General features: G+C 59.9%; 21 protein-coding genes and 1 tRNA gene. 10 read left to right on the top strand and 12 right to left on the bottom strand.

The genetic code is table 11. From position 1 onward, the window contains the following. Positions 1 to 51: 51 nt before the first annotated feature. The 4 genes from IPK17_RS31760 to IPK17_RS31745 form a co-directional block, all read right to left on the bottom strand. Positions 52 to 1,656: a bifunctional metallophosphatase/5'-nucleotidase gene (locus IPK17_RS31760; protein WP_343421747.1), complete on the bottom strand. Its 1,605-nt coding sequence runs from the start codon at positions 1,654 to 1,656 to the stop codon at positions 52 to 54. A gap of 179 nt (positions 1,657 to 1,835) precedes the next feature. Beyond that, a complete protein-coding gene (locus IPK17_RS31755; RefSeq protein WP_343421746.1) occupies positions 1,836 to 2,528 on the bottom strand; it encodes an SCO1664 family protein in 693 nt (230 codons plus the stop codon). Between the two features lie 57 nt (positions 2,529 to 2,585). Further along, positions 2,586 to 3,086 (bottom strand): DUF3090 family protein, encoded by a 501-nt coding sequence (locus IPK17_RS31750; protein WP_343421745.1) that lies wholly within the window; start codon positions 3,084 to 3,086, stop codon positions 2,586 to 2,588. A gap of 6 nt (positions 3,087 to 3,092) precedes the next feature. Then, the gene (locus tag IPK17_RS31745) at positions 3,093 to 3,752 is read right to left on the bottom strand and encodes an MSMEG_4193 family putative phosphomutase (RefSeq protein ID WP_343421744.1); all 660 of its coding nucleotides are present in this window, start codon (positions 3,750 to 3,752) and stop codon (positions 3,093 to 3,095) included. A gap of 169 nt (positions 3,753 to 3,921) precedes the next feature. Between IPK17_RS31745 and IPK17_RS31740 the strand changes: the two genes are divergently transcribed. After that, positions 3,922 to 4,500: a metallophosphoesterase family protein gene (locus tag IPK17_RS31740; RefSeq protein WP_343421743.1), complete on the top strand. Its 579-nt coding sequence runs from the start codon at positions 3,922 to 3,924 to the stop codon at positions 4,498 to 4,500. A 10-nt stretch (positions 4,501 to 4,510) separates the two neighbouring features. Here the strand turns inward: IPK17_RS31740 and IPK17_RS31735 are convergent, their stop codons facing one another. Genes IPK17_RS31735 through IPK17_RS31725 form a run of 3 tightly spaced genes read right to left on the bottom strand, consistent with a single transcriptional unit; the run spans position 4,511 to position 6,102 of the window. Continuing rightward, positions 4,511 to 5,053, bottom strand: coding sequence for a hypothetical protein (locus tag IPK17_RS31735; protein ID WP_343421742.1), 543 nt, complete (start codon positions 5,051 to 5,053; stop codon positions 4,511 to 4,513). After that, the gene (locus IPK17_RS31730) at positions 4,959 to 5,480 is read right to left on the bottom strand and encodes an anti-sigma factor (RefSeq protein ID WP_343421741.1); all 522 of its coding nucleotides are present in this window, start codon (positions 5,478 to 5,480) and stop codon (positions 4,959 to 4,961) included. Before IPK17_RS31730 ends, IPK17_RS31735 begins: the two co-directional genes overlap by 95 nt. Positions 5,481 to 5,484: 4 nt before the next feature. Beyond that, positions 5,485 to 6,102 (bottom strand): RNA polymerase sigma factor, encoded by a 618-nt coding sequence (locus IPK17_RS31725; protein WP_343421740.1) that lies wholly within the window; start codon positions 6,100 to 6,102, stop codon positions 5,485 to 5,487. Positions 6,103 to 6,183: 81 nt separating this feature from the next. Here IPK17_RS31725 and IPK17_RS31720 point away from each other — a divergent pair. From IPK17_RS31720 to IPK17_RS31700, 5 genes are all read left to right on the top strand, one after another. Beyond that, a tRNA-Leu gene (locus IPK17_RS31720) sits at positions 6,184 to 6,266 on the top strand. Positions 6,267 to 6,379: 113 nt separating this feature from the next. Continuing rightward, complete coding sequence (locus IPK17_RS31715) at positions 6,380 to 7,204, top strand: hypothetical protein (RefSeq protein WP_343421739.1); 825 nt, start codon at positions 6,380 to 6,382, stop codon at positions 7,202 to 7,204. An 84-nt stretch (positions 7,205 to 7,288) separates the two neighbouring features. Next, entirely contained in the window at positions 7,289 to 7,663 is a 375-nt protein-coding gene (locus IPK17_RS31710; RefSeq protein ID WP_343421738.1) for a hypothetical protein, read from the top strand. Continuing rightward, positions 7,660 to 8,556 (top strand): hypothetical protein, encoded by an 897-nt coding sequence (locus IPK17_RS31705; RefSeq protein ID WP_343421737.1) that lies wholly within the window; start codon positions 7,660 to 7,662, stop codon positions 8,554 to 8,556. Before IPK17_RS31710 ends, IPK17_RS31705 begins: the two co-directional genes overlap by 4 nt. A gap of 120 nt (positions 8,557 to 8,676) precedes the next feature. After that, positions 8,677 to 9,027 (top strand): hypothetical protein, encoded by a 351-nt coding sequence (locus IPK17_RS31700; protein WP_343421736.1) that lies wholly within the window; start codon positions 8,677 to 8,679, stop codon positions 9,025 to 9,027. A 30-nt stretch (positions 9,028 to 9,057) separates the two neighbouring features. Here the strand turns inward: IPK17_RS31700 and IPK17_RS31695 are convergent, their stop codons facing one another. From IPK17_RS31695 to IPK17_RS31685, 3 genes are all read right to left on the bottom strand, one after another. Then, positions 9,058 to 10,167: a hypothetical protein gene (locus tag IPK17_RS31695; RefSeq protein WP_343421735.1), complete on the bottom strand. Its 1,110-nt coding sequence runs from the start codon at positions 10,165 to 10,167 to the stop codon at positions 9,058 to 9,060. A 110-nt stretch (positions 10,168 to 10,277) separates the two neighbouring features. After that, a complete protein-coding gene (locus IPK17_RS31690; RefSeq protein WP_343421734.1) occupies positions 10,278 to 10,646 on the bottom strand; it encodes a hypothetical protein in 369 nt (122 codons plus the stop codon). A 1-nt stretch (position 10,647) separates the two neighbouring features. After that, positions 10,648 to 11,025, bottom strand: a complete 378-nt coding sequence (locus tag IPK17_RS31685; RefSeq protein WP_343421733.1) for an Ig-like domain-containing protein — start codon at positions 11,023 to 11,025, stop codon at positions 10,648 to 10,650. 81 nt (positions 11,026 to 11,106) lie between these two features. Here IPK17_RS31685 and trmD point away from each other — a divergent pair, with 81 nt between their 5' ends. Beyond that, positions 11,107 to 11,859: a tRNA (guanosine(37)-N1)-methyltransferase TrmD gene (gene trmD / locus IPK17_RS31680; protein WP_343422583.1), complete on the top strand. Its 753-nt coding sequence runs from the start codon at positions 11,107 to 11,109 to the stop codon at positions 11,857 to 11,859. Positions 11,860 to 11,944: 85 nt separating this feature from the next. Further along, a complete protein-coding gene (locus tag IPK17_RS31675) occupies positions 11,945 to 12,346 on the top strand; it encodes a roadblock/LC7 domain-containing protein (protein WP_343421732.1) in 402 nt (133 codons plus the stop codon). On the opposite strand, the gene IPK17_RS31670 is transcribed toward IPK17_RS31675, so the two are convergent. Further along, positions 12,343 to 13,869 (bottom strand): FHA domain-containing protein, encoded by a 1,527-nt coding sequence (locus IPK17_RS31670; protein ID WP_343421731.1) that lies wholly within the window; start codon positions 13,867 to 13,869, stop codon positions 12,343 to 12,345. The genes IPK17_RS31675 and IPK17_RS31670 overlap by 4 nt on opposite strands. Before the next feature lie 130 nt (positions 13,870 to 13,999). Here IPK17_RS31670 and IPK17_RS31665 point away from each other — a divergent pair, with 130 nt between their 5' ends. Continuing rightward, positions 14,000 to 16,552 carry a glycosyltransferase family 39 protein gene (locus IPK17_RS31665; protein ID WP_343421730.1) on the top strand — a complete coding sequence of 851 codons (2,553 nt, stop codon included), beginning with the start codon at positions 14,000 to 14,002 and terminating at the stop codon, positions 16,550 to 16,552. Positions 16,553 to 16,651: 99 nt separating this feature from the next. Here the strand turns inward: IPK17_RS31665 and IPK17_RS31660 are convergent, their stop codons facing one another. After that, positions 16,652 to 18,400, bottom strand: coding sequence for a hypothetical protein (locus tag IPK17_RS31660; protein WP_343421729.1), 1,749 nt, complete (start codon positions 18,398 to 18,400; stop codon positions 16,652 to 16,654). A 221-nt stretch (positions 18,401 to 18,621) separates the two neighbouring features. Between IPK17_RS31660 and IPK17_RS31655 the strand changes: the two genes are divergently transcribed. Next, entirely contained in the window at positions 18,622 to 19,059 is a 438-nt protein-coding gene (locus IPK17_RS31655; protein ID WP_343421728.1) for a MarR family winged helix-turn-helix transcriptional regulator, read from the top strand. The last annotated feature ends 76 nt before the right edge of the window (positions 19,060 to 19,135 follow it).

Here is a 19,135-nt window from a genome sequence, read left to right as displayed (position 1 = left end):
CATCGGAGTTATGTCGGGATAAGGCAAACCTTACCCCGAAGACAGTTAAGCTTACGCCGGAGGCAGGGTCGCGTTGACGATGGTGATACGTCCTTCCGTCTCATAAGCGACCGGCGTGTTCGCCGCCATGAATTCGCGCAGAACCTGATCCAGCGGCTTGCCGTAATCGTAGGCATTGACCGCGTTTTCAGTGAAGACGGTGTAGCCATCACCACCACCGCGCATGAAGTCGTTGCTGGCGACGGTGTAGGTCGCGGCGGGGTCAAGCGCCACCCATTCACCCGCCTCGTTCTGAACTTCCACGCTCACGATGCGGCTGCCCGCTTCGAGGGTCGGATCCCACGTGAAGTGCAGGCCGGAGACCTGCGGGAAGCGCCCAGCCGCGCCATCCCGCACGACGTTGCCGGCATCCACCACCACGCGCGAAACGCCATTTTCGAGCGCCGCAATCACATCCGCGCCCGTCAGTTCAAAGGTCGAGACGAGATTGCCGAACGGCAGCACGTTCACGACTTCACCAACCGTCACGTCGCCTTCATCGATGCTGGCACGGATGCCGCCGCCATTGGTGATGGCGATCTGAGCGCCGGTTTCCGCGCGCATCGCATCAGCGATCAAGTTGCCGAGGTTGCATTCTTCCACGCGGCACACACGGCGATCACCGTTCAGAGCAACCGTCGCTTCCGCGCCCGCGGGGGTCGCGCGCAGTTCTTCAACCGGGCCAGCGAGTTCGGTGACGATTTCTTCGAGCGCTGGGTCGGGCGTAATATAGCGTGACAGCAGGATCGTATCGCCCGTCGCCGCCGTCACGACGCCTTCCGCGTCAAACGTGACATCCAGCCGACCAACATAAGTGCTGTTGCTGCCCGCCTGCACGATGTAAACCGGCGCGCCTTCGGGGTTTTCCATGATGACCGGGTAGCCTTCGACCGCCGCCTGATAGACGTTGCCGAGCAGTGTATGGCTGTGACCGCCGACGATCACGTCCACGCCCGTCACGCCCGCCGCGACTTCGCGATCCAGATCGAGGCCGATGTGCGTGATCAGGACGATTTTGTTGACGCCCTGCGCGGTCAGTTCATCGACCGCCGCCTGCGTCACCGCGACCAGATCCGCACTGAACTGGATTTCGTCACTGGCCTTGGTCAGTTCAGGGGTTTCCGGGGTCGTCAGGCCGATCACGCCGATCTGCTGGCCGTTGACGTCAAGCACCGCAAACGCATTGATCAGTTCGTCCAGTTCGGTGAACGAACCCCAATCGACGATGTTGGCGCTCACCGCTGGGAAGTCGAGCTGGCTGACGAAGTTGTAGAGCACTTCTTCGCCATCGTCGAATTCGTGGTTGCCGAGGGTCATCGCGTCATAGCCGATGGCGTTCATGACCTGCACCTGATCCTGACCGCGCCACTGCACATGGAACAACGTCCCGGTGAAGCGGTCGCCGCCATCCAGCAGCAGGACGTTGTCGCGCGACGCCCGCACCTGATTCACGACCGAAGCCAGGCGCGCCGCGCCGCCGTCGCCGGTGCTGCCCGGCTCATGCCACGAATGGGTATCGTTCGTATGCAAAATGGTGATGGAGAACGTATCCTCCTGGGCGGCCGCCGGCAGGACGACGAGCAGCAGAATGCAGACCAGTAAAGTGAGCTTGCGCATCTAACAGCCTCCTAAATGAAAATAGCAATCAACCGACTATTCTACAGGGCGAGTTTATCATCCGCGTAATGCAGGTGCAAAAGATTGTTAAGAACAATTTTTGTCATATGTGCACAAAATACCGTGATTCTCGCGAATCAAAAGGACGAGGCTGCCCTCGTCCATGGTTTTCAGGTTGACTAAACGGGCGGCCACGGATAATTCGGGCCGGGGCCGGGCTGAGGGTAACGCCGATGTTTAAGCACATGGCGGAGGCGGTTCTGAAACGCGCGGATCTCCGAACCGGAGAGCAGTTTGTGCATCGTCTGGGCATACGGTGTGGTCACATCGTCGAGGATGGAACACAGGCGGTTGATATCGCCGAGCAGCGCATCGCCGATGGGTTGTCCGGCGAAGTCCCAGATCACCGTGCGCAGCTTGTGCACCGAGTTGAAGGTAATGCCATGATCAATGCCCCACAAATGGCCTTCGCTGTCCACGAGGCAGTGACCGCCCTTGCGGTCGGCGTTGTTCACGATGTAGTCGAACAGTGCCATCCGCTTGAGCTGCGGCATCATGGTCTCGTCAAACGAGAAGTAGTTGACCTGCGGATCGTGATCGATGAAATACTGGAATGAGCCGATCCCCCGCGGCCCCTCACGCAGCACGGTCGGCGGCACAACTTCCCAGCAGATCTCTTTGGAGGTGACAAATGCCGCGGTTTCCCGGTAGCACAGCGTACCATCGGGAAAGTCCCACAGCGGACGTTCGCCTCGCTGCGGCTTGTAGACCGCGTTTACCGCGTCGTCACCAAGTCGGATCGTGACGAGAAACGCGTAATTTGAACTCCAGCGCAGGATTCCATGCTCCGTGTCGACCTCGCCCTGTTCCATTACCTCTAGAATGCGGTCCGGCGGAAGCTTCTGGGGGTTACCCTGTTCGCTCATTGGTTATGTCCAGTAATACACTAATCGTCCGTTTTGCCGGGGATCAGGTCTACCTGATTGCACGGTGCTCGTCGCATGGTCGCTGAGCACGCGCATCTGATTACGCGAGCACCACATCCGGACAATCCCGGGCTGAACTGCATCGGGATCCGCATCATCCTGAATCACGACCAGTTCCTGCGCGACCAACACGACCATATTGCGATCTTCATCGTAGCCCAACCCCATCTGCGCCACCCGGAACAGCGGTTCGACCGGGTCACGGAGTTCCATTCCGTAGCGGACGCTTTCGCCCGTGGAGCTGCCGGGGTAACGCTTATCAAGATCCTGCAGCAGCTCACGGATCGCCTCACTAAGCGCCCACGCCTGCTCTTTCTCGATCACCAGCGAGACCATTTCAGTCCCTTTGGCCGCCTGCAAGTGAAAGACGCGCTGGCCTTTCGGGCCGATCGTTCCCACCGTGATAAAGTCAACCGGGTTCAGTTCAATTTCGATATTCGGCATGTATTCTCACCGTGCGTGTGCGCCATCGGACGCGGTTGGTTGTTTCTTCTCGCGCTCCATTTGCGCGATATGAGCGACATCATTCATCGTGCCGATATACGGACGCCCGTAGCCGAGCATCAGCGTGCTGATCGACGCTGGTGACACGACAATGCGCTGGAAAGCGTCGAGGTGCATCCCTAAAAAGTGCGCGAGAATCATCTTGATCAAGTCAGCGTGTGACACGACCGCGACCAGTTCACGCGGGTGCTGCGCCGCCAAACGTTCGATTTCATTCACCGCACGGATCTGCACGCCGCGCATCGTTTCGCCGTTCGGGAAGTAGGCGCGTGACGGGTATTCCTGCACAACGTGCCACATCTTGCGCTTTTGCAGTACGCTGATCTCTTTGCCTTCCCAATCACCGTACCGCACTTCCCCAATCGCCTCATTCGGCTGAATTTGGAGCTTGGGGTGATGCTGCTGGACGGCGGCAGCGGTTTCCATCGTCCGCTCCAGCGGACTGGCGTAAATCTGCGTGATCGGCACCTCTGCCAACCGCTTGCCCAACGCTTCAGCCTGCGCCTTCCCCTCATCATTGAGGTGAACCTCAGGTGTCCATCCCGCCAGTTTTCCCGTCTTCACGAAATCGTTGACGGCATGTCGAATGAGCAAAATTTGGGTCATGGGTCACTGCATATGAGTTCGATCACTAGTGTGGATGATAGCACATTCAAGGACAAAGCGCATGGATTCGCGGCAGTCTTTCATAAAACGCTTCTATAGCCCGGCGATTCAAGGATGAGCGGGAAAGTGCTATAATAGACTCACTTTTGACCCGTTTAGGATTCTCAGGATGAAAATTGGCGTCATTTCTGACATTCATGGCGATTATGAAGCACTCGACAATGCACTCCGCCAGTTAGAAAGCCTGCATCAAGTCACGACGGTATTATGCGCGGGCGATCTCGTCGGGCGCGGCCCAGATCCAGATCGTGTCGTCCAGACCATTCGTGACCGCAATATCGCGACCGTGCGCGGCAATCACGACGAGTGGAGCTACGGTCTGTCAGCGGACAATCGAGCGTATTTGAAGGCGCTGCCGCTGGAATGGCGCGGTGATTTCGACGGGGCGAGCTTGTACATGACGCACGGCAAGCCGGGGAACAACCTGTGGGGCTTGTACCGGGATCATGTGTCGAACACGCTGTTGAATATGATGCTCGTCTCTCTGAAAGTGGACGTGTTGATCACCGGGCATACGCATGTGCCGCTGTATGTGCGCGTGCAAAACGGCTGTGTGATCAATCCCGGTTCGCTGTACACGTTCAATAATGTGCGGCCTACGTCGCACAGTTACGGGGTGCTGTCCGTGCCCGACATGTCGTTTTTGGTCTACGACCTGAACGGGCAGGAACAGGTGATTCTGAGCTAACCGTTCGCTTCTACCCATTTCTCCGCATGAAAGCCGTCGCGGAGAGCACAAACAACAGCGCGGCGATGATGATCAGGGCAATTCCCACACTTGATCCATCGCCGCGTGCTGCTGCTGGCTCCGGGATCGGCGTGGCGGTCGGCGCGCTGGTTGGCATAGGCGTGCGGGTGGGCAGCAGAGTCGCGCTCGGCTCGAGCGTGAACGTGGCTGGAGCGAGGGTCGGCGCAAGCGTCGGCGTCTCACTGGCGATCATCGCCGCCATCGGCGCGAGTTCGAGCGCGACATCTGGTTCGGCAGTCGCCGATTCAGCCTGGCGCAGTGAAGGCGCGATGATATCAGCCGCCGCATCCTGCGCTTCAGTCGTCACCACAACCCCGCCAAACGGCAATATCGTCTCTGGCACGAGCGTCCCTTGCGGGATCGGCGCGGGGAGTTCAGCCGCCGCCGCGCCCGCGAGTTCACCACCAGTCGCTTCGGCCAGCGTCATCGTCGGCAGGGCAGCAGGCACCGCATTGAACGCATCCCCGGTTGGCTGCGCCGCCTGGCTCGCCACCTGCTTCCTGCTGAGCGTACAACTGCACGGAGTCGGTTGCCGTCAGTTCGATCAAGGTCGCGGCAGCAGTTGGTGCCTGCGCCACAGACTGCGCGGTTTCATCAAGTTCTTGCGTCGTCGACAACAGAATCACCCCGGCCAGCAGCATGATCACGGCGGCGGCTGCGCTCAACGCACTAAAAGCGACCGTCGCCGGAAAGCGCAGGACATGGGGTGTCACCATGGCGCGTGTCACCGTGAGCGGGCGCGGTGGCTGCAGCATCGGCAGCGCGCCGATCAGGTTCTTGGTCAGGCGCAAACGTTCGAGTTCCTGACGTAAAGCGGCATCGGCGGCAAGCCGTGACTCGATCCCGGCGCGCTCCTCGGCAGTGAGGGCGTTGTCGATGTAGGCAGATAGGAGTTCTAGATCACGGTCATCGAGCGGCATGGGCTTACGGTTCCGTCTGTTCACTGATTAGACGATAGGCGGCGGGTAAAAGTTCCCTGACCGAGGTCAGACAATCACGAACGGAGGCGCGGGCACGGCTGAGGCGGGACTTGACCGTGCCCAGTGCTGCCCCCACCTGCCCACTGATTTCATCGTAGTCCAAGCCATCAATGTCGCATAGCACGAGCACCAGCTTCTGGTCGGGGTTCAGGCGATCAATGCAGCGCTGCACCGCGCGCTGGAGTTCACGCGACTGCACAATCTCTTCGGGTGTGTCGGTTTCATCGGCGAGCGGCGGCTCGTCGGCATCCTCTGGCGTGAGATCGCTGAAGGTGGTTTGGCGCTGCCGCTTCCGCTTGCGCAGTTCATCATAGCAGCGATTGGTCACGATGCGCATGAGCCACGCTTTAAAGCTGCCGCCGCGGAACGTGCTCAAGCGGCGATACGCCGTGATCATCGCCTCTTGCGCCGCGTCATTCGCACTGGAGGTCTCGCCCATAATGCGGTACGCCAGCGTAAAGGCGGCATTCTGGTATTTGAGCACGAGCGCGTTGAACGAATCGAGGTCGCCACGCTGCGCTGCTGTAATCAGAAACTGCTCGTCGTCTACCATGCTCACCATTGACAATCGTTAGGGGAAATCCTAGAATTATCGGTGTGTAAAGATGGTCAAATCGGCCAATAATTTACACAAACATATGTTGCCGGAGTGATGAAATGGCAACCATAGCGCACTCAAAATGCGCCGCCCTTGCGGGCTTGTGGGTTCGACTCCCACCTCCGGCACCTACCACAGAAAACCGAGTACAAGAACTCGGTTTTTTGTTGCCTCGGTACCGAAATGCTGCTATACAATTCATTCAGCCTCGTGGGTCGTCTTCATCATCAAGGTACACCGCATGCGCGATTACAGTGAGTATCGCAAAATTCTCAACCTGTGGGACGAAGGCCGGAATAAAAGCGAAATTGAGCAATTCACGGGTATTCCTCGTTCGACCGTTCGTGATTGTATCAAGCGTTTTGGAAGTCTGAAAGCATTTGAAGCTTGGATTGCATCCGAAACTCAACCCATGCTTATCCAGAAACTGCGCGGCGAACTAAGCGGTGACCACGCTCATCTCCATCTGGCCTATGCGTATATATTCGGTCTGTACCTCGGTGACGGCAATCTTTCCCTTGTTCGCAAAACCCTGCGTTTACGTATTACTCTCGACGCCAAGTACCCACAGATCATCCAAAAATGCGTCACCGATCTCCAAACAATCCTTCCAAACAACCAAATCGGTTTAGTTCATCGTCGGCGCAATGATCTGCCTAGCTGCATCGATGTGAGCGTCTTCTACAAACACTGGGATCTCTTACTCCCACAGCATGGTACGGGTGAAAAGCATACTCGCCCGATTGTGCTCGAAGCCTGGCAGCAGAATATCGTTGATCAGCACCCGCTCGAATTCTTTCGCGGACTGTATCACAGTGACGGTTCACGCTTCATGAACCGGGTCAAGGTTGCAGGCAAAGCCTACGAATATCCCCGCTACCAATTCACCAACGCGTCTGAGGACATTATCGCCTTATTCTGCGCGGCTTGTGATCGGATAGGTGTCGAGTGGACGCGCAAGCTGCGCCGGGCACGATCAGCCAACCATGTCGACAATCTCGACATTTACATCTCCAAACGACCGGATGTCGCCTACCTCGACAGCGTCATCGGCGCGAAGTCGTAGGGGCGTTGATCTAGCGTCGAGTGCCCGCCCGTGCTTTAATAACAGCCTGATACAGAAATGCACGCAAGCACGCATTGAGGACACATGGGTCGATTTATTCTTTCGCTGCTGGTCGCGCTGATTCTTGGCGCGCTGATTGGGCTGTACATCGGCTGGGTGCAGTTCCCAGCGCAAACGATTGACAGTCCCACCAGCGCTCTTGCCCAGCGCTATAAAGACGAATACACGGTCATGGTGGCTGAAGGCTATCGCGCGGACGGGGATCTCAATGGTGCGCTGGAGCGGCTGCGCTTTCTGAGCGTGGAGAATATTCCTGCCTATGTGCAGGAGACGGCGGAGCGGTTCATCAGCAATTCGCGCGACCTGGAAGATATTCGCGCGCTGGTGCTGCTGGCGGAAGGCGTCGGGCGGTTGACTCCGGTCATGCAGCCCTACCGCCCACTAGGACAAACCCCATGAGCGAACCCCAGGCTATTCCGCGTAAATACCAGCGGTCACGCCGACCGTTCTCGTTTATCGGCCTCCTGCTCGGCCTGATTCTGGGTGTGGGCGGCGCGCTGCTCTACACGTGGGTACTAAGTCCCGTCGAAGTCACCGATACCGAGCCGTGGCAGCTCGACAGCGCCGATAAAACGCAGTACATGGTCGCGATCGCCATGAGTTACGCCTATGACAGCGATCTCAGCGCGGCGATCAATCGCCTCGTCGGCCTGCGGTTGGGCGGCGATCCGATTCAGGCGGTGGCAGATACAGCCTGCTCACTGGCGACAACCGGTTACGCCAACAGCACCAGCGGCCTCAACGCCATCCGCGCGATGATGCGCTTCTATCAACTGCAAGGGCGCACCGGCTGCGCTGACCAGATCATTCCGGCGGGTGACGCGCCCGACAACGTCGTGTCAATTGATGTGCCAACGCCCACCGTCACGCTGACGCCACCCGCAACCAAAACACCGACGCCCGCCGCAAATCAAGCGACGCCGACGCCGCTGTTCGTCGCCGTGCCGACGAGCATCCCACAGAACGATTTCGAGCTCGTCTCGGTCAATACGTCCTGCGATACGGGGGTCATTCAGGTGTTCGTCGTCGAATTGAACGGCAGCACCGGTATCCCCGGCATGGAGATCCGCGCGCGCTGGGACGGGGGCGAGAGCCGCTTCTTCACGGGACTGAAGCCGGAACGCGGCGCGGGCTATGCTGATTTCCAGATGGAATCCGGCATCGACTATCTGATCGACATGCCCGGACGTTCCGATCCGGTATCACGGCCGCTGTCGGCGGTGCCCTGCACGATGGAAGGCGGCGCACGCGCGCTCACCTCCTACACGGTGATTTTCCGCTCGGTCTCGTAAGAGCACGGCGGGCAGCAGCATCAGAATAACAAACCGTATGAACAATAGGAAGAACAGCGCGGTTTCGACCAGCGTCCGTGCAAACACGGACGCTGTCAAACGCGCCGGAGGAGAGGTAGCATGGCGGTACAAGTCAACCGTGAGGCACTGGCCCACGCCCACCAACTGCTTGACGAGGGCAAGTACATCATCAACACCCAGTGGAAAACGGCGCAGCCGACCGAACAGCTGGAAAGCGAGTATCTCGATCAGCATGGCGCGGCGGATTACGCCAAGTGGTATCTCGCCATCGATACGGACGAGAAAGAAGAGTCGAAGGCGCGCTACAAGTTCCCGTTTGGCGATTTCCGCAAGGTGCATCACAGCGGCTTGGTCGCCGCTCGGCAGCGCGCCGCCCAAAACGACTACACCGAGGTCTACGAGGCGGCGGGCGAACTGCTCGAGATCTTCGACCGGATGAATGCCTGCTAAAGCAGTTTACAGTGAACAGTTCCCATATCACTACAGCAACTGTGAACTGTTCACTGAGGCGATTTCGAGTAGATTGAGGTCTGCGCGGGGATCCTCGGGGACTGACCACGCCAACACGCGCGAACCATCCGTGCGAATGAGCAGCGCGGGCGTACCGATTAAGTAGACATCGGGAACGACGAGGTCATAGTTGATCACATCCCCGCCGCGCAGTTCCGCCATCCCCAACCCCGCTGCTGATTCCGCCGCCACCGCCAGTGTGTCCAATTGCCCCACCGCGGGCGCTGTCCAGCGTAAAGCAACAGTACCGTCGTCGCCAGCCCCCATCAGGCGAGTGGGTGCGCTCCAGAACGGCGCAGCGAGTCCACCCGCCGTAAACCACGTTTCGATCTCCCCGCTGGCCCGGGTCACATTCCAGAAAATGTAAGCGTGCGTGGTGTCGAGCGCGGCGCTGAAGTCGTAGAGGCGATCTCCCGGCGCGAGGCTGATCGCACTGGTGATGCTGTCGACCACCAGCGGTACACCATCCACCAGTTCGGCCCGCATGACCTGCCCCGCTTGGACCCAGAAGAGATAGATACCACCGTCATTCGTGCGGATCAGCGCCGGGTATTCGGCATTCGTCGCCACGCGAAACTGATCGAGCGGGCGACCTTCCGCATCGATGTGCCGCGTGTAGAGCGTTAATTCAGAGGGCAGTCCGCCGCTCCACGCGACCCACAGCCCACCCACGCCATCGGGAATCGCACTATAACGCAGCGCGAGACCATCGGAGACAGGCGCAGTGCGCTGAATGGTGAGATCGGGCGCGATCCGCGCGCTGTAGAGCGCTGTCACATCGCCTGCGCGATCCAACCACAGGAGATAGAACGCGCCGTCATTGCCCGCCGGATACAGCCGTTGATCGTAGGGATGCGTTGACGGCAGCGGGAGCACAGTTACGGGCGTGAGTTCGCCCTCGCGGACTTGGCGCGCGTCGTGATGCACGCCCGTCGCATCCGCGCCGACCCACACGGCCGTCAGCCGATCTTCGAAGGCGTAGAGCGCTGGCGCGCGTCCCTGCTGGGCCTCGGCGACCGTGATCCAGCGGGTCGGCGCGGCTTGGCAGGCGGTGAGAAACAAGCCGAGCGTGAAGAGCAATGGGATGTAGCGACGACGGCGATATCGTCCTTTGAGACAGAGCGTGGACGAGGCATGCCTCGTCTCTACAAGTGTACGCAGGCGGTGGAGAGCAGCAAAGCACGGCAGAATCACGATTCGACGGTTTCGACGAACCCCTCGACTCCGGTATAGCGGATCGGCTGCTTGGCATAATATGCGACCGTCTCCACGACGTAGCGCGCCTGCTCCTCGGTGATATTGGTGAGCACCAGTTCGCCGCCCCGCCCGAAGAACACGCCCACATGATAGCGCTCGCCGCCGCTGTACATAATCTTCTTGACGAACCAGCCCGCCGGAGAACTCACCCGGGCGGCTTTGGCCACCTCGACTTCGTCGATCACGTCCCACTCGACGCGCCCGCCTTGAATGTTCAGTTCGTACTCATTGGCGTCAAACCGTTTGCCGATGCTCTCGGCGGGCGGGTTCGGTTTGACCTCCACGCGTTTCAGATAGGCCATCTCAGCTCCCCTCGACTACATTCACCCGGATGATCGCGGGTTCGCTCGCGGTGCCGTTCGAGCGGTACGCGGTGGCGGTCAGCACATGCACGCCCGCGCCCTGCGCCAGCCAATTCATATCAACGGTGAAGACGGGCACGGTCGGCGCTTCGACCGGATGCGCCTCCTGATGCGGCAAATCGTCGATCAGCAGTTCGACACGGGCAATCCCCGTCGAATCGGTGGCCACCAGACCGATCTGCAAATCGGTTCCCGCGCTAACCGACACGCCTTCCATCGGAAACAAAAACTCGACGTGCGGCACATCGGGCGGCGGCGCGGGCGTATTCAGGCTGCACGCTGATAACAGCAGCAGCGCGATCAGCAGCAAATGTTTCATGAAGCCTCCCGCGTCAAATTATGCGATGCGCAATCCCCAGACGCAAGCTAGAATTGCAGGACTCGGAGGCCATACCCCATGCTGCGAATTGATATTTTCACCCTGTTCCCCTCGATGTTCGAGGGTCCCATGACCGAAAGCATGCTGTGGAAGGCGAAAGACCGCCAACTGCTGGATCTGCGTCTGCATCAGATCCGCGACTGGGCGACCGATCGCCATCACACGGTCGATGACACGCCCTACGGCGGCGGCGGCGGCATGGTGCTCAAGCCGACGGTGGTCGTGGACGCGGTCGAGTCGGTGCTGGCAGATGCGCCGCCAGAGCCGAAAACGCCCGTGCTGCTCATGTCGCCGCAGGGGCAGTTGTTCTCGCACGACATGGCCACCTGGCTGGCCAGGCAACCACGGTTTGGCATTGTGTGCGGCCACTACGAAGGCATCGACGACCGCGTGCGCGAACTCGTCATCACGCATGAGGTGAGCATTGGCGATTATGTGCTCACGGGCGGCGAGCTGCCCGCAATGGTGATCGTCGACGCGGTGATCCGGCACATCCCCGGCGTGCTAGGCGCGGAAGGCGGCGCGGATCGCGAGAGTCATGCCGATGGCATCCTCGAAGGGCCGCAGTACACGCGCCCGGCGGAATTCCGCGGTTTGAGTGTGCCTAAAGTCCTACTGGACGGCAACCACGGCGACATTGAACGCTGGCGGCGGGAGGAAGGCTTGCGCCGCACATGGCGGCAGCGTCCCGATTTGCTGAGGAAAGCGCAGCTCACCGACGCGGAAAAGTACCTGCTGGCCAAGTTTGCCGAGGAAGACGCGCGCCGGGGTTGAACCCTTATTGAGCACTTTCGGGGTTTTCGGATATACTGACAAACAGACAGATGTACCGCGTAATGGCTGGAAGAAGGTTGGGGTAATGGCTCAGGAATACCGGAGCGAAATCCTAGAGCGAACACTAAAGACGCTGCATATCGCCGTTGACGGAGTCAAAGCGTCGGTGATCGTGAATATTGATGGTCTGCTGGTTGCTGCCTACCCTCCCGGCGATGAGGAAAACCCGCATGAAAACCCCACGAGCAGTCCGCAGGTAGCGGCGATGTCCGCGACGCTGATCGGCTTGGCTGAACGCACACTCGGACGGTTGGCGCAAGGGGAACTGGAACGACTGCTGATGGAAGGTGAGGAAGGCGTGATGGTGGTCTATCCCGCCGGACGTGCCTCCGTCGCCGTGTTGGTCGACAAGAAGGCACGCCTGAGTCATGTATTGTTCGCCACCAAGAAGGCGGCGGCGGAAATTCAGAAGATCCTAGGCTACTAACTGCGCGGACGCGTGTTGCGCGCTTGAAACAGCACGCGAATGACCATTTTGCCGAGCGTCACCTCATCACCATCCCGCAGCGGATGCGGTTGATGGGCATTCAAACGCACGCCGTTCACCAGCGTCCCGTTACTGCTGCCTAAATCGTAAATCTCCAGCACTTTATCGCGCAGGCGCAGCATCGCGTGATTGCGACTCACGCCCTGCCGATACCCCGCATAGGCGGTCAAATCAATATCCGGTGACGACCCCGTGCCGGGATCGCGCCGCCCCAGCGACGTTTCCGTCTTCGGGTAAATCACAATCGGCGTGGGCGCGCCATCAATTTCTAGGCGCAGCATCATGTTGTCTTCAAAACGGCTGGACCCCGCCGTGTTGACCATGACTTCATGGCTCTCGGTGTCATCGCCCGGCTCTTTGCCGAAGTCCTTCGTGCCAACCGACGTTTCGCGCCCGGTGACCAGATTCGTACCGCAGTTTTCGCATACCAGCACGCCAACGCGGTTGATGTGGCCGCACACGGCGCACTTCTGCGTGTTGGTCGACGTGGCGGGTTTGGGCATTTGCCCAGTTTTGATATTCGGCACACTGGTCGCGGACGGGCTGGCTGGTTCACCGGTCGGATTCGCTGGCATGGGAGCATCCTGCTTCGCTTGAGAAGCCAATGAGCCGGTCGACGGGACTTTGTCGGCTTCAGCGGCGGGTAGTGCCAGATTATCGGTCTCTTTGGGCGCGGGCGCGACGGGCGGCGTTGGCGGGACGGCGGCGCTCGGCTTCGGCACGGTCGGCGGTGGCGCAGCGACCGCGGGCTTAACAGGTGCTTCTGGTTTGACGGGCTGTGCCGGTGCAGCATTCGCCGGCGCGGGTTTAGCGGGTGACGGCGGCGCGGCGGCGGACTCTGGTTTCGGCGGCGGCGCAGCGGACAGTGGTTTGCTAACCATCGGCGGGGTCGCGGGCTTCGGCGGCTCGGTCGAGGCGGCAGTTGGCTTGGGGGCGCTCTCCGGTTTGACGGGCTGCGCGGGCGCAGACGCCGGAACTTCCGGCTTAGGCGCGGGCGGTTGAGCCGCGGACAGCGGTTTGCTGACCGTCGGCGGGGTCGTCGGCTTGGGTGTGGACGGCGGCGCAGCCGACAGCGGCTTGCTGACCGTCGGCGGAGTCGCCAGTTTCGGCGGCTCGGTCGAGGCAGCCGTCGGCTTGGGGGCGTCCGGCTTGACCGGTTGACTTGGTGCCGGTTTTGGCGGTGGAACAGGCGCACCCGGTTCCGGTTTGGGCGGCGCAGCCGACAGCGGCTTACCCACCGTTGGCGGAGTCGCTGGCTTGGGCGCAGCCTCAGGTTTCGCTTCGGGTTTGGGCGCAGCGGCTGGTTCCGGTTTCGGCGCGGACTCCGGCTTGGGCGGCTGCTCGCTTACGGGTTCAGCCGCAGGTTGAGACGACGCATCCCCAGGGGGAGTGGTAGGTTTCGGCGGAGTCGAACCCGATGCCGCAGGTACAGGTGGTAATTTCGAATCTTGCTCGTCAGGCATAGGAAACTCAATAAGTCGTCTCAACTAAATCAGCTTGATTGTAACCGTTCTAGGCTCACAGGCAAGAGATTATAACCGTTTCTTACGATATTCAGTTGACGATCCGCCGCCGAACGACTAAAGTCTGCGTATGCGTACTCGACTCGTCATACTGATCCTGCTCGCGGCGGCCATCCGCCTCCTCGGTCTGCAAACCCAGAGCCTGTGGTTCGATGAAGGCTGGTCGGCGTTTGCGGCCGTGCAGCCTAACCTGATCGCCGCTTTCAATGCCGATCTCACCAACCCGCCGTTGTACTACGTACTGCTCAACGTTCACGCGCACTTACTCGGCGACAGCGAGTTTTCCCTACGGTTATTCTCACTGCTCAATTCTCTTCTTACGATACCTCTATCATACCAGCTAGGCAAGCGGATCGCCGGTGAATCGGAGGGCTGGTATGCCGCGCTCCTCGTGACGCTCTCCGCGCAGCTGTGGTGGGCGGCGCAGGAAGCGCGCATGTATACCCTGCTCGCTGTACTGATCCTGATCGCGGCGCTGGCGTGGCAGCGACTGCTCACGCGCCCGACGCGCACGGCATGGCTCGCGCTGATCGTCGCCGAACTCTTGCTCTTATACGCGCACAACACCGGCGTCGTTGCGGCACTGTGGCTGAATGTCGTCACATTGATTGCGTGGCTGGTGCGGCGCAGAGCAGATCGCCCGCACTGGCGCGGGTGGATCAGCAGTCAGGTGCTCGTCGGGCTGATCTGGCTGCCCTACTTCGTCCTGCGCTTCCTGAACTTGTCAGAAGCGAACGCCGCCGTCACCAGCGCGCCTCACATTGGATTCGCATTGATCTTCGAACTCTGGCTGGCTTTCCTGATCGCACCATACAGCATTTTGCGGAGCGAGATCATCGGGTTCATGTTCCTTGTCTATATCTCCCTCATTCCCGTGATGATCGCGGCGCTGCTGGTCATTCGACGACACGCAGCGTGGCTGGGTTTACATGTGCTCGTGCTAACGCTGGGTTTGGTCGCCGCGCTGATCGTGCTCGGCAACGATCTGCATGGACGCTACCTCGTGATGATCGTGCCCCTCCTGTTCACCGTATGCGGTGTAGTTATCGCGCAGCTACCAAAACGTTGGCGTGTCATCCCTGTAATCGCTTTCGGTATCCCGTTTGCCTTGAGTTGGCAGCTTGGTCAAGACCCACTCTACGGTCACGACGACGCCCGGGGCATGGTGCAGTACTACGCCGATCACCTGACGGCAGATGACACGGTGCTGGCGTGGTCATACGCGGATCGCTACGAATTGGCCTACTACTGGGATCGACTCAGTGTGCAAGCACGGCGCGTCACCCTGCCCGAAGGCGCGGATCTTGATCAAGTGCTGCCGCTGCTGCCCACCAGCGGCGACGTGGCGCTCAACATGTGGTACACGCAGCGCGCCGACTATCGCGGCATGCTGGACTGCGTCTTGCAGCACGGCACACTCACGCCACCTGAACAATTCACAACTTACGGCATGACGAACAACCTGTATCGTTCGTCGGTGCCACTGGCGCCGGACTTCGCCCCGCTCAACGCCGTATTCACCGACAATGCGGGAACACCGCTCGTCCGCGTGGATGCGGTCGGTGCAATTCCCGCGCTCGATGCAGGGGCGGCCTTGTGCCTCCCCGTGCAGATCACGCTGCTGGCGCCAACCGCCGCCGAACTTAAAGCCAAGCTCATCGTGCAGAACGATTTCGGCATGGAGATTGCGCGCGCCGATGCCCCATTCGCCACCGCCAATCAGCGCACCAGCGAAAGCCTTGCGCCCGGCGACTCGCTCAGCGCCTACCCTGTGATCCGTCTGCCCTATGGCGCACCTGCCGGAACGTATCGGCTGTACCTGCGTGTGTACAATGAGGCGAGTAACCTCTCCGGTTTGACCCCACCCGCCGATCAACCCGCCTCAGGACGCGATCTGCTGCTCGGCGTGTGGGACGCACCAACCGCTACATGGACGTACAACGACGCGTGGTCCGATATTGTCGTCGAGGGCGACCTGCACAATAACGCGATGGTCACGAACGGCGATCTGATTAGGTTCAGCGTGCAGTGGAATATTCCGCCGCAAACGCTGACATTACGCGGAGAGAACTGGTCAATCCAACTAGCGCCGCCCGCCGCCCGCTATCCGACATTGGCCTGGCACCTCGTCCGCATTCCCATTGATGCCAACAGCGGCCCTGGGGAACTCACGAACTTCCGCGGAGAACGCTTACTCAGTTTTACGCTTGAAGCCGAGACGAGAGTCACCGAACCACCGGATTACACGGTGCCGCTGCACGTCGAATTTCCCGGCGTCGGCGCACTCATCGGCTACAAGGTCAGCGCACCGCCGTATACCCGCGACACTCCGCCGCAGGTGACGCTGATCTGGCAGGCGGGCGCGGACGAAATCAGTACCGATTACACCGTGTTCGCCCAGTTGATCAGCGCCGAGGGCATGGTCATCGCGCAAAGCGATCACTATCCCGGCGAGCGCCCAACTTCCGGTTGGGTGGCGGGCGAATTCGTCATCGACGTTCATACGTTGACGTATAACGTCGAACCGCAGCCGGGGACGCTCTATGTCGGGCTGTATGATGCGAGCACCAATACGCGCGTGCGTTTGGCCGATGGATCGGATGCAGTGCGGTTAGGGGAATAACAGCAGCCTCACCCCGCGGTTCTGCGCTTTACCGCCCCTCTCCTGTGGGAGAGGGGCAGAGAACCGTCAGGTTCGCGGGGTGAGGTTGAATGATCCTAGTTAGTTGCTCGTGCCCATGTGGAAGACGAGCAGATACTGCCCTTCACTGTCGCCGAAACTGGTCATCATGTAATTGAGGAAGTTCGCATCCGGCGCAAACGTGAACGCGCTCAACGGCACGCTGAGCATAGCGTCGTACTGCCAACCGGGAAGCGTGCCCGTGTTGATGGTGACGTTGTAGTTATCCAACTGCACCGAGTCGCCGAAGCAGGTGCCGCTGTTACCGGCATCATCGCAGAACACATCGTTGCCGCTGCCATCCTGCAGGGGGTTGCCGTCGCCATCGAGCATGTAGATGTACGGATCGACGCCGCTCGTGCCACGGGTCAGCATGTAGACCGTGAGCGGCACGCCGGAATTGAGCATCTGCTGCGTCACGCCGACGAGGAACGGATCCCCCGCCTGATCGCCAGAGGTCACGGCCATGCCTTCAAGGATGAGCAGGAACTCGCCCGTCTGGTCGCCGAAACCGCCCACCACGAGCGAGACATCGGCAAACGTTTCTGAGCTGTTCTGGTCGAAGCGCACCTGCGAACTGAAGTTGGACGCGCTCACTTGACCAGTTGTCGGCAGGTTGGCCGCGTAGCTGGCCGCGTTTGCATCGTCGTCATTGCACAGCCCGTTGCCGTTCGAGTCGAGCACCGCCAGCACGGGGTCAAACCCATTGAGGCCGACCGCGGTCGCCGTGTAGGTGAAACCGGAACGCATCTGGCTGATGACGACTTCGACGCCATTGCTGAAGGTCACGCCCGTATCACATTCGACGGTCATGCCGTTCGGGAGATCGCCGCTGGTCGTCCCGCCGCCACCTTGACCCTGACGCGGAGGCGGATTGCCACCACCGGAGCCCGGGGTTGGGGTCGCATCTGCGCCGCCCTGCCGCGGGGGTGGATTGCTGCCGCCGCCGTTCCCGCTCGGCGCACCAATCGCCGCATGGAAGGCCACGACAAATTCACCCGTCTGCTCGCCGTTGAAGCTGCTCAGCAGGAAGTTGAAGTAGTTCTGGGAGGCATCACTGCTCAGGTTCACGTTGTCGAGTTCAAGTGTGAGCATCGAATCGAACTGATTCGAGCCGAGCGAACCCCGTTCCATCCCGATTGCCGAACCATCGAGGCTCTGCGAATCGCCGTAGCACGAGGCCGCGCCCGCGTCGTCGCATTCGACGGGTGTGCTGCCGTCAAACAACGTCGCGCCATCGCCATCCACCTTGGAAATCTTGGTATCGAGCGAATTTTCCAGCGACACCATGTAGAGCGTGAGCGGCACGCCCGAATTGACCATCGGCGCGGTCACATTGAGCGATACCGGAATGCCGCCAAACGATTCGTTGCCCTCAATCGTCAGCCCTTCGATGACGAGGATGAATTCGCCGGTCGCGTTGCCGAAGCCGCCCACCACGACGGACATCAGCTCACCCGTGCCTTCAAAATCAAGCTGCGAGGCCAGATTGCTCGCACCGACCTCACCCGTGGTCGGCAAATCGACGCCGTAGCCGTCCAGCGCTTCGCCATCGTCATTGCATGTTCCGTTGCCGTCCGTATCAAATACCGCCAGCACCGGGTCAAAATCACCGACGCCGATAGCGGTCGCGCGATACGTCACGCGGTTGGAGGTTTGGACGAGCTGCACTTCGACGCCATTGTCAAAGGCGGTGCCACCCCCACAATCTACGGAAAAACCGTCCTGCGCGCTGACTGGCAGAGTCAACAGCAGCAATGCGAAGAGAACGAACAGGCTTCTTTTCAACATAGTCGCTCCTAACACAGCATAAAAATAGGTATGGTCAAACAGTCGATCCATACTCATTGTCTTACTTTATGGGTTCTTGGTGAATCAAGCATCCGACTTTGTATGGAGTTTCATACGTTGAGCGTATTCCGCCCCGCGGTTCCCTCACTCCAACACAGGCTTGACAAACGTCAGCTAGGGCATTAAATTAGTTAGAACGCTAACGATTAGCAAGTCAACGAATGATGACTGAACGGCATAATCTCGACGATTGGCAGCTGCTCGCCCATGTGAGTCAGGTGTTCCGCACCATCTCCGATGCGTTCACCGATCAGGTGGACATCCCCCGTGGTCAGGCGAATGTGCTGTGCACGGTGGCGAAGCGAGACGGCCTGACTCAATCGGAAATTGCCGAAGAGCTCTCGGTACAGGGCGCAACCGTGACGAACATGCTTCAGCGGTTGGAGGAAGCCGGGCTGGTCGTCCGCCGCCGCGATGCCGACGACAACCGCTTGGTGCGCGTGTACATCACAGATACAGGGCTAGAAAAAGAGCAATCGATTAATGCGCAGTTCGGTGCGCTGCAAGCGCTGATCTTCAAGGGGCTGAGTGAAGACGAGCGGGTGGTTTTGCGCCGCTTGCTGCAGCGCATCAGCGCCAATATCACCGGAACCGGTTGAGCATGTGTTTGCCACTTTCGTTAGCACGCTAATGGTATGAATACAAACGATCCGCAGACCGCGAGAGGAGTACTTC

This window comes from Candidatus Flexifilum breve, assembly GCF_016713355.1.
This window is presented reverse-complemented; position numbering and strand designations above follow the sequence as displayed.

Excerpts from the sequence above, each read along its gene's own strand:
- IPK17_RS31730 (WP_343421741.1), bottom strand. The coding sequence starts at position 5,480 with ATGCCGCTCGATGACCGTGATCTAGAACTCCTATCTGCCTACATCGAC.
- IPK17_RS31670 (WP_343421731.1), bottom strand. The coding sequence starts at position 13,869 with ATGCCTGACGAGCAAGATTCGAAATTACCACCTGTACCTGCGGCATCG.
- IPK17_RS31675 (WP_343421732.1), top strand. The coding sequence starts at position 11,945 with ATGGCTCAGGAATACCGGAGCGAAATCCTAGAGCGAACACTAAAGACG.
- IPK17_RS31745 (WP_343421744.1), bottom strand. The coding sequence starts at position 3,752 with ATGACCCAAATTTTGCTCATTCGACATGCCGTCAACGATTTCGTGAAG.
- IPK17_RS31705 (WP_343421737.1), top strand. The coding sequence starts at position 7,660 with ATGAGCGAACCCCAGGCTATTCCGCGTAAATACCAGCGGTCACGCCGA.
- IPK17_RS31755 (WP_343421746.1), bottom strand. The coding sequence starts at position 2,528 with ATGGAACAGGGCGAGGTCGACACGGAGCATGGAATCCTGCGCTGGAGT.
- IPK17_RS31660 (WP_343421729.1), bottom strand. The coding sequence starts at position 18,400 with ATGTTGAAAAGAAGCCTGTTCGTTCTCTTCGCATTGCTGCTGTTGACT.
- IPK17_RS31710 (WP_343421738.1), top strand. The coding sequence starts at position 7,289 with ATGGGTCGATTTATTCTTTCGCTGCTGGTCGCGCTGATTCTTGGCGCG.
- IPK17_RS31760 (WP_343421747.1), bottom strand. The coding sequence starts at position 1,656 with ATGCGCAAGCTCACTTTACTGGTCTGCATTCTGCTGCTCGTCGTCCTG.
- IPK17_RS31665 (WP_343421730.1), top strand. The coding sequence starts at position 14,000 with ATGCGTACTCGACTCGTCATACTGATCCTGCTCGCGGCGGCCATCCGC.
- IPK17_RS31690 (WP_343421734.1), bottom strand. The coding sequence starts at position 10,646 with ATGGCCTATCTGAAACGCGTGGAGGTCAAACCGAACCCGCCCGCCGAG.
- IPK17_RS31725 (WP_343421740.1), bottom strand. The coding sequence starts at position 6,102 with ATGGTGAGCATGGTAGACGACGAGCAGTTTCTGATTACAGCAGCGCAG.
- IPK17_RS31700 (WP_343421736.1), top strand. The coding sequence starts at position 8,677 with ATGGCGGTACAAGTCAACCGTGAGGCACTGGCCCACGCCCACCAACTG.
- IPK17_RS31685 (WP_343421733.1), bottom strand. The coding sequence starts at position 11,025 with ATGAAACATTTGCTGCTGATCGCGCTGCTGCTGTTATCAGCGTGCAGC.
- IPK17_RS31655 (WP_343421728.1), top strand. The coding sequence starts at position 18,622 with ATGATGACTGAACGGCATAATCTCGACGATTGGCAGCTGCTCGCCCAT.
- IPK17_RS31715 (WP_343421739.1), top strand. The coding sequence starts at position 6,380 with ATGCGCGATTACAGTGAGTATCGCAAAATTCTCAACCTGTGGGACGAA.
- IPK17_RS31750 (WP_343421745.1), bottom strand. The coding sequence starts at position 3,086 with ATGCCGAATATCGAAATTGAACTGAACCCGGTTGACTTTATCACGGTG.
- IPK17_RS31740 (WP_343421743.1), top strand. The coding sequence starts at position 3,922 with ATGAAAATTGGCGTCATTTCTGACATTCATGGCGATTATGAAGCACTC.